The organism is Apilactobacillus sp. EABW-1NA (genome assembly GCF_030398685.1).
Lineage (GTDB): Bacteria > Bacillota > Bacilli > Lactobacillales > Lactobacillaceae > Apilactobacillus > Apilactobacillus waqarii.
In genome coordinates, this window is the sequence record NZ_JAPDKO010000020.1 from 1 (window position 1) to 16318 (window position 16318).

The following is a 16318-nucleotide window of genomic DNA, read 5'->3' on the forward strand; positions in this document are numbered from 1 at the left end:
TTCATATGAATATCTATTATTAGCCATACAAAAAACACCTCCGAATTATGTTATTTTATCAAATTAAAATAATCATTTTATCGAAAGTGCTTTTATTTATCTGTTCAATATTATAACTTCAGTTCCCTACGCTCTAAGCTTTTTTAGTCTTATCCACAATGTAATTAAATAGGTTAATCAATTGACCAACGAAAAGGACTGCTAATACAGTTCCGATACCAATTGAAGTAATGTGATGTAGGAATACTAATCCTAAAAGAATTGTGATGACGATCATTGATGCATCGAAACAAAACTTCATTTGGCCAAATGGTTTATTAAATTTATCACTGATGACATTAACAAATCCATCAGCTGGAATTAGGACGAAAGATGCTTTTACCATCATAAATATACCTAATGCTGTACATAGAATAGCTAATAAAGTGACTGGGATTCTTTCAGCATATCCGTGTAATGGAATCCGTTTCAATCCAACGGTTAATCCATAAAAATCAACCAGCCAACCAAAAACAAATGCTAGGACCAATTGTAAAACTATTTTTAATTCAAATTTTCTAATGATAATTAATTGGATGACCACCAAAACAATAAATAACATCGTAGTGGCATGACCCAAAGTAGTATTTAAAATAAATGATAAAGTTTGTGGTACAGATACTAACGAACTAACCCCGAGTTTTCCACAAGCAAATAGTGTTGTACCAAGGGCTAAAACGTTCAGTCCAATTATGTACAAGATGATTCTAAACAACATCTTTGCTTTCAATATAAACATCTCCTAAAATAAAACAATATTAAGTAATATTTCATTTATCCGCGGATTAAGCAAGAAAAAAGCTCTTTTGTGGTAAAATTAACATCATAATATGAAACTGGGAGTGCTTATAATGAAAAAATGACAGCTGAGTTTCTTACGTAAAAAATTACTACTGTCGATTGCGACATGCGCGGTCGTAGTAGCGACTTTATTCGGAATTGGAGTGATTCTATCTATCTCTAATTCCAAGGCGGAAACTTCAGGAATTGTAAAGCCAGCGTATAATCCTAACAACGACTATGCTGCCAAAAATGCGTTTTACAAGATTGATAAACAAAACATCTCCACTGTAGGTGGATATTTAACGTTTAACACTTGGTATCGACCAAAGATGATTCTAAGAAACGGTCAAAAGTGGGAAAAATCCACCAAACATGATCGTCGACCAATCTTGATGGCATGGTGGCCAAGTAAACGTTTAGAAACCCAATACATCAATTTTATGAACGAATATTTTGATTACGGTGATGATACATACGATATCACTAGTTCACAAAGTGATTTAAATGCTGCGACTCAGGTTATTCAAAAAGAAATCGAAATGCGCATTACCCAAACTAAGAGTACTAAATGGTTAAAAGCAATTATTCAAGAATTTATTCAAGATCAGTCTCAATATAGTTTGGTAAATCGTGACGAAAAGAGTAATAAATTAGTTGATGGTAAGCATCGTAAATTTAATATTAATGATTTAAAACGTTTAAATTCTCTATTCTAAAAAAAAGGCCCCCGAATTAATTTCGGGGGCCTTTTTGATTAATCGTTATTTATTTTTACGACGTAGAGCAAATGCAGCTAGTCCTAATGCAGTAGCGATTGCAACTGCACCAAGAGAGATTAGCACATTTTGTTCAGTTTTGTCACCAGTTTGTGGTAACTTGTTTTTACCTTCAGCATCATGATGAGATGCCTTGTTATTGTTACCCGGCACAGCTGGATCTACATGCTTGATGGTAACGGTTCTGTTTGGATTACCAGCGTTATTACCATGATTTGATGATGATTTGCTGTTTGGAGTAGTGTTAGTAGAACTCTTCTTTGATGTTGGATTACCTGCATTGTTGCTGTGGCTGCCGGCAACAGAAGATTGAGCACTAGAACTTTGAGCTACAGAGCTAGAAGCAGAAGATTGAGCGCTAGAGTTTTGGCTTTCAGAGCTAGAAGCAGAAGATTGAGCACTAGAACTTTGAGCTACAGAGCTAGAAGCAGAAGATTGAGCACTAGAACTTTGAGCTACAGAGCTGGAAGCAGAAGATTGAGCACTAGAACTGCTTGAAGCGGAAGAGTGTGAATTAGAGTCAGAGTTTGATTCACTTTGGATAGACTTGTATACAACAGTTTCGTTGATATCACCAGAATCACTATTTACATTTCCGTTAATAGTTTGTTGTGATTCATCAGCAAGTTTATATCCATCAACTGATGGGCTGCTAAATGAGTAATTAGTGTCTCCTGTGGCTTTCCAATCGTTGTTCCAAATTTGTTCTCCAGTAGCGTCGACTTTTTTACCAGTTTCAGTAAATGTTACAGTCTTAGTTTCCGGTTTGCTAATAGTATTTCCATTTTGATCAACATATTTTACTGTCACTTTAACGTTTTTGCTTTGGGTATTAGCAGTTGCCCAGTTGACTTTTAAAGTGTATAGGCCGGTGAAATATGTGCTTTGATTAATACCAAAGTTAGAAGCAAAATTAAATGAAACTGTGGAAGTGTTTGAACCATCATATTTTAGGTTGATTCCCTTAATACCATTGGAATATCTGTTTGAATCAGATTGTACTAGTTTAAATGGTTGTCCGTCATTTCCAATAATAGTGGCATTAGTAGGGTCAGAAATAGGTGATGCTTCTAAATTAGTTCCAGCATTATCGTCACTTGCAACATATGTCCAGTCAACACCATTTCCTAATGTGACATCCTTAATTGTCACTGGAATTAAAACACTTTGTCCGTTTTCAGGTTTTGTGATTACTTGATTATCAGTAACGTTTTGATTATTTGCGGTTGACTGATAATTGAACTTATATCCGCTCATCCACGAAATGTCGTTAATGGCATTGTTATTTACTTTGAAAACGTCAAGATTCTTGAATTTGGAGGATTTACCACCCAATGCATTCACATTTTGAATCTTGTTTCCAGAAGCTGAAATTGTTTGTAAATTAGTCCAATTAGTATCGGCAAACGCGTTAATATTGCTGATGTTATTGTTGTCAGCATCTAAATATTGTAAGTTTGGCCAATTTGCTGAGGAAATTACTGAAATATCAGAAATTTTGTTATTTTCGACATTTAAGTTTTGAAGACTAGGCCAATTAACTGTTGCGATTGGAGAAATATCTTCAATGTTGTTAAAACCAACATTCAAATCAGTTAGCTTAGTCCAATCTTGAGATACAACTGGTGTGAAATCAGCAATTTGATTGTGGTTAATATCAATTGATTTAATGTTTGGCATTGAAATATTCTTTATAAATGCAAGCTTTGAAATATTATTGTTGGATAAATTCAAATTAGTTAGATCATTTGCTGACCATTTTCCTAATGCATTTAATTGTTCACTAGAAATATTGTTTCCACTTAATGAAATACTTGATAGTTTATTCCATTGAGTAAAAGGACTTAAATCTTTGATGCTGCTCATATCAACATTTGTGATATTGATTGATTTAATGTTAGGTAGACTGTCTATATTAAAATTATCTAATGAAAGAACCTTATCGGATCCATTTCCAGTATAGTTAATGCTAGTTAGCTTTTGTAAGTCATCATTAGTTATTTCTGAAGCTTTTTGGTATCCTTTGTTTTCTTGGCTATTAACAGATGTAAGTAGAATGTTTTTTATAGTTGGATCTTTAATTTGGTTAATATTTGTTGTAGATGTGTCGCTATCAGCGTGAGCCACAACAGAGAATGTTTCATTTTGATGCACTAAAGCATTTGCTTGAACTGTCCCAAATACTAAGGTAGAGAAAAGTATGGCAGTTTTAATAGAATTTTTTTTCATATAAATATTCCCCTTTTGTTATTAATTTAATAATAAAAATGATAGACTACCTATCTAAAAATATCTATGATTATAAAGTTAAGTTTTGTTAAAGGAATTAAATCTTTTATAAAGAAAAATATAAAAATGTTAACATGTGCATAAAAACGCTTTAGCTACTACAATATATTTGTAGCATTTTATATTTAGATAGCGTACAATTAAAAAATAATGAGAAAATGATGATAAAGAAGGAGTGTTGTTGATGGCTGAATTAGTTAGATTATTTAATCGATTTCAACCTGATCACTACGATATTTTTTTAGATGTTAGCCGTAGTGAAAAGAAATTTAGTGGAAAGACCACAATTTACGGTAATGCAAGTGAAGAACAAATTGGTATTCACGAAAAAGACTTTGATGTTACTAGCGTTTCAGTAGATGGTACTGCCGTTGAATTTAACGTGGATAATGATAATGAAGTAATTAACGTTTCCTTAGGGAAGACCGGGGAAGTGGCAGTAACTATTGAATACACCGCTAAATTAACAGATACTATGATGGGAATTTACCCCTCATACTACCAAGTTAATGGTGAACAAAAACAACTTGTAGGGACTCAATTTGAAACCAACTTTGCTAGACAAGCATTCCCATGTATTGATGAACCAGAAGCAAAGGCTAAGTTTAAACTAGCGCTTAAGTTTGATGAAGAACCTGGAGAAACTGCTATAGCAAATATGCCAGAAGTAAAAGTTAAAAATGGCATTCATTATTTTGACGAAACTGTAAAAATGTCTACTTATTTAGTCGCATTTGCTTTTGGTGATATGCAAAGTAAGATGACTGAAACCAAGAGTGGCGTTAAAGTTGGTGTGTTTGGTACTAAAGCTCATGACGCTAAAGAATTAGATTTTGCCTTAGATATTGCCAAGCGTTCAATCGAATTCTTCGAAGATTTTTACCAAACCCCATATCCACTTCCACATTCATGGCAATTAGCTCTACCTGATTTTTCAGCAGGTGCCATGGAAAACTGGGGATTAGTAACTTATCGTGAAGCTTACTTATTGTTAGATCCAGATAACACTTCATTTGAAGTGAAGCAACGTGTTGCTACTGTGATTGCCCATGAATTAGCTCATCAATGGTTTGGTGACCTAGTAACTATGAGATGGTGGGATGATTTATGGTTGAACGAAAGTTTTGCGAACATGATGGAATATGTTGCAATTGATGCAATCGAACCTTCGTGGAACATTTGGGAAGTATTCCAAACCACAGACGTTCCTGCAGCGTTAAAACGTGATGCTGTGGACGGTGTTCAATCAGTACACGTTGACGTTCATCACCCAGCAGAAATTGATGCATTATTTGATGCAGCAATCGTTTATGCTAAGGGTGCCAGAATGTTAGTAATGGTTCGTGCCTTGATTGGTGACGATGCACTACGTGAAGGTCTAAAGAACTATTTTGCTGCTCACAAGTACGGTAACGCTGCTGGTGCTGATTTATGGAATGCACTTGGTAAGGCTGCAGGTATGGACTTGGGCAAGATTATGGAATCATGGCTAGAACAACCAGGTTACCCAGTTGTGAACGCTTACGTTGAAGATAACCGTTTGAAGCTAGCTCAAAAGCAATTTTTCACAGGTGAAGGTAAGGATGAGGGCCGTCGTTGGCAAATTCCTTTAAACGCAAACTATGACCAAGCCCCTGACATCTTCAGTGAAGAAACTATTGATTTGGGTGACTACCAAGAATTACGTAAGCTAAATGGCAAACCATTTAGAGTAAATGTTGGTAATAATTCACACTTTATCGTTAAATATGATGAAACATTACAAGCTGACATATTAAGCGATGCGAATAGTTTATCTCCAATCGATAAGATGCAATTATTACAAGACCTTCGTTTATTAGCTGAGGCTAAGCAAGTATCATACGCGGGAGTTGTTCCAGTATTAAAACAATTTGCTGATAGTAAATCTAATGTTGTTAATGATTCTGTCTACACACTAGCCAGCAACTTGAAGAAGTTCGTTGAACCCGGAAGTGAAGACGAAGATAACTTGAAGAAACTATACAGACAGCTAAGTGACAAACAACTAGAACGACTAGGTTTAGTTAGTGTTGACGGTGAAAGTAACAATGATAAATTAACTCGTCCATACATCTTAAGTGCATCATTGTATGATGGCAATAAGGACTTCGCCGAAGCCGCACATGCAATCTTCCAAGATCACCAAGATAACTTATTATCATTACCTGCTGATACACGTGTATATATCTTAGCTAATGAAATGAAGAACTACTCAAACGCTGAAGAATTCGATTCATTAGTCGAAGAGTACAAGCAATCAACAGACCCAAGTTACAAGCAAGATATTTGTACAGCAGTAACTCTAACAAACGATGCTAAGTTACTAGGGAAATTAGTTGCTAACTTTGAAGACAGTAGCGTTGTAAAACCTCAAGACTTACGTGCTTGGTTCTCTGGTGTATTGAAAAATCCAGCTGGTCAACAATTCGCATGGGATTGGATTAGAAATGAATGGCAATGGCTAGAAGATACTGTTGGTGGTGATATGGAATTCGCTACATTTATTACGGTTATCTCAAACATTTTCCATACCAGAACCCGTCTGGATGAATTCAAAGCATTCTTTGAACCAAAACTAGACACACCAGGTTTAACCCGTGAAATTAAGATGGATACTAGAGCGATTACAAGTACTGTTGAATTGGTTGAATCCGAAAAAGAAGCTGTTAAATCAGCAATTAAATAGTAATAAGAAAAAGGGGCCTACTTATTAGGCTCCTTTTTTAATATTCATAATATAAATGTAATAATTTGTAAACTAAAATCCCATCAAAACGTTGTAATATATAGCTATTGATTTCGTTAAGGGGGATAAATTTAAATGAGTAAAATCAAAAACATAATGGTATCATTTCTAGCTATTTTTATGCTGGGATTATCATTTGTTACTGTGAGCGCAAGTGCCAATGCCAACAGTAAGTACTCCAAAACTATGGATAAGTACAGCAAGACAAGTAGTGCTATCTATGCCGTGAACATGGATACTAACCAGGTTTACTACCAAAAGAATGCTACATCCAAACGTGCCGTTGCTTCGACCGCTAAGATTATGACATTATACTTAGCGATTCAAAAAGCACAAACTACCAAGAATGGATGGAAACAAAAAGTTAAAATATCACCAAGTTTAGCAAGAATGAGTAGACATCATTCGCTGGGCAGTTACGTATTAAAAGCTAACAAGAAGTACAGCGTTAGAAACTTGTATAAGGCTTCATTAATTGCCTCATCTAATAGTGCAACCATTGCACTTGGCCAATGGGTATCCGGAACTAACAATAAGTTCATCAAGAAGATGAACAGACAAGCGAAGGCATGGGGCATTGCTTCTCAAGCTCACTTCGTTTCCTCATCTGGTTTGGAAAACTCCGATTTATATCCATACTATATTCGTTATGGATCACGTTATGACTATAACCGTGTATCTACTAAAGCACTAGCTGTGATTGCTTCACATCTATTGAAGCTATATCCAGCGGTTGTAAATGATGCTAAGATTTATCGCTACCACCAAAGTGGTCAAACTCTAAAGAATGCAAATGAATTACTAGCGGGTGGACTAAGATATGATGCAGCATTACACGTTGATGGTTTAAAGACGGGATACACTCCGTTGGCAGGTAACTGTCTAGTAAGTACCAGTCAACTACCAAATAAGAACCGTGTGATTATCGTGTCATTACATGATAAATTTAATGCATACGATCAATATCGAATGTACAAAATGATTTATAAGACATTTCCTGAATTTAAATAGTGAAAAAAGACCGACTTTTCTAAGTTGGTCTTTTTTGTGCCAACATTCTATTTTTTACGAACTATAATATATTATTTTTAAATATTGTTCGCTTTTTAGTTGACGAATGTTAATTGACTTGTTATGATGAATTTAACCATTTAGAGGGGAGACTTTAAAAAATGGATGTAGCAGTTGTAATGGGTTCAATCTCTGACTTGCCTAAAATACAAGGAACAATTGATACTTTGGATAGCCTGGGAATTAGTTATAACACTAAAATAATCTCAGCTCATCGGATGCCAAATGAATTACAGGCTTTTGGCAGTTCAGCAAAATACGAACAATATAAGGTGATTATTGCTGCGGCGGGTGGCGCAGCACATTTGCCAGGAATGTTAGCGGCAAATACGACTTTACCGGTAATAGGGATTCCGGTTAAGACCAGCACCTTAAATGGAGTTGATTCATTGCTATCAATCGTTCAAATGCCTTCAGGAGTACCAGTTGCGACCGTTGCAATTGGCGACGCTGGTGCTAAGAATGCTGCATTGTTAGCGGCTCAGATTTTAGCAATTAGCAATGACAAAATCGCACAAAGTCTAGATGATTTCCGTGAAAGACAAACAAGGGAGGCAATTGATAGTAATGAACAATTACACTAAACCAATTTTGCCACCAGCTACTATCGGAATTTTGGGTGGTGGTCAGCTTGGTCAGATGATGGCACTGGTTGCCAAAGAAATGGGTTATAAGGTTGGAGTCTTAGATCCAACACCTGACGCTCCAGCAGCACAAGTTGCAGATTTTCAAATTATCGCCGACTATGATGATGAAACAGCCATTAAGCAGTTAGCTGATAAATCAGATGTTTTAACTTATGAGTTTGAAAACGTCAATCAAGAAGCGATTAAAAAGGTTTCGGATACTACATATATCCCACAGCCAGTTAGTGAACTAGAAATCACTAGCAACCGAAACAAGGAAAAGGGCTTTTTACAAAGCATTGGAGCACCTGTTACTGACTACATGCCAGTAAATAACGCCGACGATCTGTTGAAAGCGTACCGAAAAATATCTACTCCTGCGATTTTAAAAACCGCAGAGGGTGGTTACGATGGCCACGGTCAATTCGACATTAATAGTGAATCTGATTTAAAGGAAGTCATTAAACACTTGGACGGCATTGAGTGGATCTACGAAAGAAAGCAACCTTTTGTACAGGAAGTTTCCATAATGGTAGACCGAGATGTTTCCGGCAAGGTGATTGTCTTCCCACTTAGCGAAAATATTCATCAAGACCATATCTTACACACTAGTATCGTACCAGCAAGAACTAATGGAAAGGTTCATAAAAATGCTGAACAGATTGCCGAAAACATCGCCTCAGAAATGAAACTAGTCGGTGTCTTAGGAATCGAATTCTTCTTGATGGAAGATGGCAGACTACTGGTTAACGAGCTAGCACCAAGACCACATAATTCGGGCCATTACACCATTGAGGCCTGCAACGTTTCTCAATTTAAAGCACATATTTTAAGTATTTGTAATCTATCCTTACCAGATATCAAGTTAATTGATAATGCCGTTATGGTGAACCTATTGGGTGATAATTTAACGCTCGGTCGAAACGAGTTAGTGAACCATCCAAACTGGAACTTCCATGATTATGGTAAGGCTGAAATTAAGCATCAAAGAAAAATGGGTCACATCACAGTGACCGGTTCATCAATCGATCAATTATTGCAAGACGTTAAATTATTTAGATGAGGAGAATTAAAATGACTACATTAGTTGCATCAGGTAAGACTAAGGAACTATACACCACCGATGATTCAAGCGTATTGCGTGTTCACTACACAGACCACACCACTGCGGGGGATGGTTTGCGTAATGAATTAATCGCAAACAAGGGTGCGGTTAACAACGAAATTTCAAGTATGATTTTCACATACCTAAACGAAAATGGTGTTGCTACGCACTTTATTGAACGTTTTAACGAAACAGATCAATTAAATAAAAAAGTTGAAATGATTCCGCTGGAAGTTGTGATTAGAAACTTTGCGGCCGGACATTTCCAAAAAAGATTCGGCACTGATTATCTTCAAACATTGAAAGAACCAGTTGTCGAATTTTTTTATAAAGACAACGATTTACACGATCCTATCGTTACTAATTCTGATGCAATTGGCTTGGATTTAATCGAAGCCGATAAGTTAGCTCAACTAGAAAAAGACGGCCTAAAGGTGAACCAAATCCTAAAGAAATTATTCGACAAGATGAACGTGACCTTAGTAGACTTCAAACTTGAGTTCGGTATTAACGAAGACGGTGAAATCATCCTAGCTGATGAAATCTCACCTGATTCATGTCGTTTATTAGATAAAGACACTAATGAATCACTAGATAAGGATGTCTTTAGAAAAGAAGCTGGCGACATGATGCCAGGTTACCTAGAAATTCTAAATCGTTTACGAGCAGCCATTTAGGGAGGAAGAAAACATGTATTTAGCACAAATTTATGTCCATCACAAATCATCAATTTTAGATCCTCAAGGTGAAGCAGTATTGAACGCCTTACAACGTTTGGGTTACGACAAGGTCGACTCAGTCAAACAAGGTAAGTACTTTGAAGTTAATATCAAGTCTGACAGCGAAGATGAAGCATCAAAGGTAGTTAACGACATTGCCAAAGATTTATTGGTGAACCACAACATGGAATCATACGAATTTGAACTAAAGGAAGTGGCGAAATGAAATTTGCAGTAATTAGTTTTCCCGGCTCCAACTGTGACATGGATATGTATTATGCAGTGCGCGACTCACTAAATGAAGACGTTGACCTAGTTACTTCAGATGCTACTAACCTAGACGGATACGATGGCGTCTTAATCCCCGGTGGCTTTTCATATGGAGATTACCTAAGAAGTGGTGCCGTTGCTCGTTTTGCACCGGTGATGGAATCAGTTAAGGAAATGGCTGCAGAAGGCAAACCAGTTTTGGGTGTCTGCAATGGTTTTCAAATCCTAACAGAAGCCAACCTATTACCCGGTTCACTTCAACATAACACCAGCATGGAATTCATCTCAGATTGGTCCAAGCTACGTGTCCAAAATAACGACACAATGTTTACAGACCAATACGAAGAATCAGAAGTCATCGATATTCCAATCGCTCACGGTGAAGGTAACTACTACTGTGACGACGAAACCTTAGCTCAATTAAAGGCTAAAGATCAAATCGTTTTCACCTACGAAGCCAATCCCAACGGTAGTTGCGACAACATCGCTGGTGTCGTGAACGAACAAGGCAATGTTTTAGGGATGATGCCGCATCCAGAACGTGCCGTTGAAAGTATTTTAGGTGGAACCGACGGCTTGAAGTTGTTCAAGTCATTATTAAATCACGTTAGGAGCTAACAAGATGGAAAAGCCAAAGATAATTACACCCCAAGACATTAAAGATCAAAAGATTTATCAAGACTGGGGTTTAACTGATTTTGAATACAACTTAATCTCAAATGACATTTTGCACCGCTTACCTAACTACACCGAAACTGGTTTGTACTCAGGGATGTGGAGCGAACACTGTTCATACAAGAACTCAAAGCCAGTACTTAGAAAGTTTTGGTCAGACGGTTCTCGCGTCTTGCAAGGACCTGGTGAAGGTGCCGGAGTTCTAGACATCGGTGATGGCCAAGCGGTCGTATTCAAAGCCGAAAGTCACAACCATCCAAGTTACGTTGAACCTTACGAAGGAGCTGCTACCGGTGTAGGCGGAATCATCAGAGACATCTTTTCAATGGGGGCCAAACCAGTGGCTTCACTCGATAGTCTTCGTTTCGGTGAACTAACTAATGACAAGAATCGTTTCCTATTAGACAAGGTCGTTGCCGGAATCGCTGGATACGGTAACTGTATTGGGGTGCCAACAGTCGGTGGTGAAATTAGTTTTGACCCATGCTACGACGGAAACCCATTAGTCAACGTTATGTGTGTCGGTTTGATGGATCAAGCAGACATTGAAGCCGGACGTGCCTCCGGTGCCGGTAACTCAATCATTTACGTGGGTGCTAAGACCGGACGTGATGGAATTAATGGTGCGACTTTCGCATCAAGTCAATTCAGTACCGAAGAAGAATCAGACCGCTCAGCCGTTCAGGTTGGTGATCCATTCATGGAAAAACTACTTGTTGACGCTTGTCTAGAAGTTACTCACAACCACAAGGACATCCTAGTCGGAATTCAAGACATGGGTGCCGCTGGATTAGTATCCTCATCAGCTGAAATGGCAGACAAGGCTTGCAGTGGAGTCGATTTAGACTTAGACCTAGTTCCGCAAAGAGAAATCGGCATGACGCCATACGAAATCATGCTTTCAGAATCTCAAGAAAGAATGTTGCTATGTGTTAAGGCTTGCCATGAAGACGAAGTCCTAGAAGTGTTTGAAGAACATCATCTAGACGCGGTCGTAATTGGTCACGTTAACGACGACAAACAATACCGTTTATACCAACACGGTGAACTTGTTTGTGACATTCCAACTTCGAGCTTGGTTAATGATGTTCCTGAATACCAACACGATGTTGTAAAACCTGATCGATTGAAGAATGTCGACGAAGCTAAAACACCTGTTATCAGCGATGTTAACGACATGGTGAAGACAATCATCGGTCAACCAACAATCGCTTCTAAAGAGTCAGTTTACCGCCAATACGACTGCCGTGTTCAAGCTAACACGGTTGTTCAACCTGGTAGTGACTCAGGAGTCATTCGTGTTCGTTGCACTAACAAGTCACTTGCCATGACTACTGATGCTAACGGCCGTTACATCTACCTAGATCCAAAACTAGGTGGTCAAATTGCCGTATCAGAAGCCGCTCGAAACATTGTTGCCAGTGGTGCCGTACCAATCGGAATTACCGACTGTTTGAATTTCGGTAACCCTGACGACTCAGAAAGTTACTTCGAAATGGACCAATCAGTTGAAGGGATTTCAAAGGCCTGTGAAAAATTTGATACACCAGTTATCGCTGGAAACGTTTCACTATACAACGAAACTGACAACAAGGCGATTTACCCAACTCCAATGATTGGAATGGTTGGTCTAATCGAAGATAACCAATACATTACCAGATCAGATATCAAGGCAGCTGGCGAATTGGTGTACGTTATCGGAGACACCAACGATGACTTTGCCGGTTCAGAAATTCAAAAACACCTAGAAGGTCAAATCTCAGGAAAAATCCATTTTGACCTAGAAGAAGAATTTAGCAACCAACGCTTAATCCTAGATTTAATTCACAACCACCTAATCGAATCTGCTCACGATGTTAGTGAGGGTGGCGTTATCGTTTCAATTCTTGAATCACTATTCGAACACAACCTTGGTTTGAAGGGTGAAATCGATATTACTAAAGCACAATTATTCTCAGAAACTCAATCAAGATATGTCGTATCAGTTAGTAAAGAAGATCAAGCGGCCTTTGAAAAACTAGCAGGTAAGAAAGCGCACTTGATTGGTGTAACTGACGACAGCCAACAAATTAATTTACAACTACAAGATGGTCAATACGTTGATGACGTGACTGCTCTAAAAACCATCTGGAAGGAAAGTTTATCATGCCAAATGAAGTCAAAAGCTTAAACGATGAATGTGGTGTCTTTGGTGTCTGGGGCGTTGAAGGTCCAGCCGCTAAGGTCGCTTACAGTGGTCTCCACGCTTTACAACATCGTGGTCAAGAAGGTGCTGGAATTCTTGCCATTGATGCTAATAAACGACTAAACCGATATCGCGGACAAGGTCTACTTGGAGCTATTTTTGATGACCCACATTCATTTGATCGATTACATGGAAATGCAGCACTAGGCCACATTCGTTACGCAACTGCTGGAAGCCATACCATCAACAATGTTCAACCATTTATGTTTGAAAACACCGAAACTCATTTTGCACTATCACATAATGGAAACTTAACTAATGCTGACACTCTAAAAGAAATGCTTAGAAAAACTGGAACTATTTTCCAATCTGATTCTGATAGTGAGATTTTCGGTGACTTGATTGAAGTTAGTAATCAAGAAACTTTCTTAGGTCGTATCAAGGAAGCTGCCAATCAAATGCACGGTGGTTTTGCCTATGTATTACTTAGTCCAGACGCAATGTATGCAGTATGTGACCCCAACGGATTACGTCCTTTGGTTGTCGGAAGAAGAAAAGACGGCGCTGTGGTTATCTGTAGTGAAACATGTGCATTAGATCAAGTTCAAGCTGAATATGTAAGGGATGTTCAACCAGGAGAGGTCATTATTGTTGATGACTCTGGAATCAAGATTGACCACTTTACCGAAGATACTGAACTAACTATTTGTTCAATGGAATATGTTTACTTCGCTCGTCCTGATTCTGTAATTCATGGTGTTTCGGTTCATGAGGCTAGAAAACGTATGGGAGCGTTGGTGGCTCGCGAAAATCCAACCAAGGCTGATGTTGTGATTGGGGTGCCAAACTCATCGCTTTCTGCGGCGATGGGATATGCAATCGAAAGTGGCATTCCATACGAAATGGGATTGATTAAGAATCAATACGTTGCCAGAACATTTATAGAGCCAACTCAAGAACGACGTGAACGCGGGGTTTCAATGAAACTTTCTGTTGTTAAATCAGTCATCAAGGACAAGGACGTCATCTTAGTAGACGACTCAATCGTCCGTGGAACCACCAGTCGTTTTATCGTCAAAATGTTAAAGGATGCTGGAGCGAAATCAGTCCACGTTCGAATTGCTTCACCTGATTTGAAGTACCCATGTTTTTACGGAATCGATATTCAAAAGCCAAGCGAATTAATCGGTGCCAATCACAGTGTTGAAGAAATTAAAAACATCATCGGGGCTGATTCTTTAAAGTATCTAAGTGTTGAGGGGTTAATCAATGCAATCGATCTTGATTGCGACAATCAATACCATGGTTTGTGTACAGCCTACTTTGACGGCAAGTATCCAACACCTTTGTATGACTACCAAGAAACATATGATGCAGAAGCAAAAAGACTACATCTATATGAGGAGGATGAAGTGAATGGCTAACCAATATAAAGAAGCCGGTGTCGATGTTGAGAGTGGCGAAAAGGCAGTAGATTCCATTAAAAATATGGTCGCTTCTACTTATGATCAAAGCGTAATGGATGGCCTAGGTGGATTCGGCGCAATGTATTCACTTCAATCACATTTCGCTAAATATGATGATCCAGTTTTGATTTCAGGAACTGATGGTGTGGGTACTAAGTTGATGTTAGCAATTCAAGCTAAACGTCACACCACAATTGGTGTTGATTTGGTCGCAATGTGTGCTAATGACATCTTGGCACAAGGTGCGAAACCATTATTTTTCTTAGATTACATCGGAATTGGTAAATTACTTCCGGAAGAAATTAAAGAGATCGTTTCTGGTGTTGTGATGGGATGTAAGCAAGCCGGTCTTTCATTAATTGGTGGTGAAATGGCCGAAATGCCTGGCATCTACAAGCAAGACGATTACGACCTAAGTGGGTTTGCGGTTGGAATTGCTGACAAGAAACGTTTACTAGGGGAACAAAACGTTAAGGAGGGTGACAAACTAATTGGTTTGAAATCATCAGGAATTCATTCCAATGGTTACTCTTTGGTTCGAAAGATTATCAAGGATGCCAAACTTGATTTAAATGCCACATACCAAGGATTATCACAACCATTGATTGATGAACTACTAACCCCAACGCGTTTGTATTACCACTACGTCAAGGGCATCATCGAATCCGGTGCGATTCATGCGATTGCCAACATCACCGGTGGTGGAATTGCCGATAACCTATCACGAGTGATTCCAAACGATTTAACCGCCAAGATTAACCGTTCATCATGGACAGTGCCTAACATCTTCAAGTGCCTACAAGACTGGGGAAACTTGGACCAAAGTGATATGGATCTTGTGTTTAACCAGGGAATCGGCATGGTGTTAGTCGCTCCAGAAGAATACGTTCAAGCAGTGACCAATTACCTTTCTGATAATGGCCTAGAATATTTCGAGATTGGTGAGGTGGTAAAACGTGAGCAACAAGCGGTTGAAATCAGATAAACTCCCCGTTGCAATTTTTGCATCGGGAAATGGAACTAACTTCGACGCGATTGCTGAAGCTGACTTGCCAATCGATATTAAATTGTTGGTATGTGATCACCATAATGCGTTTGTGGTGCAAAGAGCTCAAAGACAGAACGTTGAGGTCTTGATTGCGGAACTGCATAAGGGTGAAAAAAGAGCGATTCGTGAGGGTCGTATTCTAGAAGAACTCAAGAAAAGAGGTGTCCAAGTTATTATGCTCGCCGGGTATATGCGTATTGTAGGTGATACATTGCTAAATGCTTTTCCTAACAAGATTATTAATATCCATCCAGCATTGCTACCGAGTTTTCCAGGAAAACAAGGAATTCTAGATGCATATAATGCTGGAGTTAATAAGACGGGAGTCACGATTCATTTTGTGGATTCGGGGATTGACTCTGGTCAAATTATTGCTCAAGAAGAAGTTTTTAGAAAAGAAGGTGATTCGTTAGCGGATTTGGAAAATCGAATTCATGATGTTGAACATCAGTTGTACCCACGCACGATTTTACAATTAATTGAAAAGGGAGTTATTTAA

14 protein-coding genes are annotated in these 16318 nt (G+C 38.3%); 12 read left to right on the forward strand and 2 right to left on the reverse strand.

All coding sequences use genetic code 11. The features are described from left to right. Positions 1-133: 133 nt before the first annotated feature. Positions 134-769, reverse strand: coding sequence for a DUF6198 family protein (locus OEZ61_RS06050; protein ID WP_051592242.1), 636 nt, complete (start codon positions 767-769; stop codon positions 134-136). A gap of 214 nt (positions 770-983) precedes the next feature. On the opposite strand from OEZ61_RS06050, the gene OEZ61_RS06055 reads away from it, so the two are divergent. Further along, entirely contained in the window at positions 984-1538 is a 555-nt protein-coding gene (locus OEZ61_RS06055; protein ID WP_290047153.1) for a glycoside hydrolase family 70 protein, read from the forward strand. Between the two features lie 45 nt (positions 1539-1583). Here the strand turns inward: OEZ61_RS06055 and OEZ61_RS06060 are convergent, their stop codons facing one another. Next, complete coding sequence (locus OEZ61_RS06060) at positions 1584-3827, reverse strand: leucine-rich repeat domain-containing protein (protein ID WP_034531303.1); 2244 nt, start codon at positions 3825-3827, stop codon at positions 1584-1586. A gap of 244 nt (positions 3828-4071) precedes the next feature. On the opposite strand from OEZ61_RS06060, the gene OEZ61_RS06065 reads away from it, so the two are divergent. The 11 genes from OEZ61_RS06065 to purN all read left to right on the forward strand — a co-directional run bounded on the left by OEZ61_RS06065 (position 4072) and on the right by purN (position 16318). Next, the gene (locus tag OEZ61_RS06065; RefSeq protein ID WP_034534763.1) at positions 4072-6594 is read left to right on the forward strand and encodes a M1 family metallopeptidase; all 2523 of its coding nucleotides are present in this window, start codon (positions 4072-4074) and stop codon (positions 6592-6594) included. A gap of 135 nt (positions 6595-6729) precedes the next feature. Next, positions 6730-7665 carry a serine hydrolase gene (locus OEZ61_RS06070; RefSeq protein WP_051592243.1) on the forward strand — a complete coding sequence of 312 codons (936 nt, stop codon included), beginning with the start codon at positions 6730-6732 and terminating at the stop codon, positions 7663-7665. Positions 7666-7826: 161 nt separating this feature from the next. Then, on the forward strand, positions 7827-8309 hold the full coding sequence (gene purE / locus OEZ61_RS06075) for a 5-(carboxyamino)imidazole ribonucleotide mutase (protein ID WP_034531300.1): 483 nt from the start codon (positions 7827-7829) through the stop codon (positions 8307-8309). Then, entirely contained in the window at positions 8293-9414 is a 1122-nt protein-coding gene (purK, locus tag OEZ61_RS06080) for a 5-(carboxyamino)imidazole ribonucleotide synthase (RefSeq protein WP_290047154.1), read from the forward strand. Before purE ends, purK begins: the two co-directional genes overlap by 17 nt. An 11-nt stretch (positions 9415-9425) precedes the next feature. Continuing rightward, positions 9426-10133 carry a phosphoribosylaminoimidazolesuccinocarboxamide synthase gene (gene purC, locus OEZ61_RS06085; RefSeq protein ID WP_034534768.1) on the forward strand — a complete coding sequence of 236 codons (708 nt, stop codon included), beginning with the start codon at positions 9426-9428 and terminating at the stop codon, positions 10131-10133. A gap of 13 nt (positions 10134-10146) precedes the next feature. Further along, entirely contained in the window at positions 10147-10401 is a 255-nt protein-coding gene (gene purS, locus OEZ61_RS06090; RefSeq protein WP_034534770.1) for a phosphoribosylformylglycinamidine synthase subunit PurS, read from the forward strand. Further along, positions 10398-11063: a phosphoribosylformylglycinamidine synthase subunit PurQ gene (gene purQ, locus OEZ61_RS06095; protein WP_034534771.1), complete on the forward strand. Its 666-nt coding sequence runs from the start codon at positions 10398-10400 to the stop codon at positions 11061-11063. Before purS ends, purQ begins: the two co-directional genes overlap by 4 nt. Positions 11064-11067: 4 nt before the next feature. Then, positions 11068-13290 (forward strand): phosphoribosylformylglycinamidine synthase subunit PurL, encoded by a 2223-nt coding sequence (gene purL / locus OEZ61_RS06100; RefSeq protein WP_034534773.1) that lies wholly within the window; start codon positions 11068-11070, stop codon positions 13288-13290. Next, positions 13266-14729 carry an amidophosphoribosyltransferase gene (gene purF / locus OEZ61_RS06105; RefSeq protein ID WP_034534776.1) on the forward strand — a complete coding sequence of 488 codons (1464 nt, stop codon included), beginning with the start codon at positions 13266-13268 and terminating at the stop codon, positions 14727-14729. Before purL ends, purF begins: the two co-directional genes overlap by 25 nt. Further along, entirely contained in the window at positions 14722-15756 is a 1035-nt protein-coding gene (gene purM / locus OEZ61_RS06110; protein ID WP_034534780.1) for a phosphoribosylformylglycinamidine cyclo-ligase, read from the forward strand. The genes purF and purM overlap by 8 nt, the downstream gene beginning before the upstream one ends. Continuing rightward, a complete protein-coding gene (gene purN / locus OEZ61_RS06115) occupies positions 15728-16318 on the forward strand; it encodes a phosphoribosylglycinamide formyltransferase (RefSeq protein ID WP_239642225.1) in 591 nt (196 codons plus the stop codon). The genes purM and purN overlap by 29 nt, the downstream gene beginning before the upstream one ends.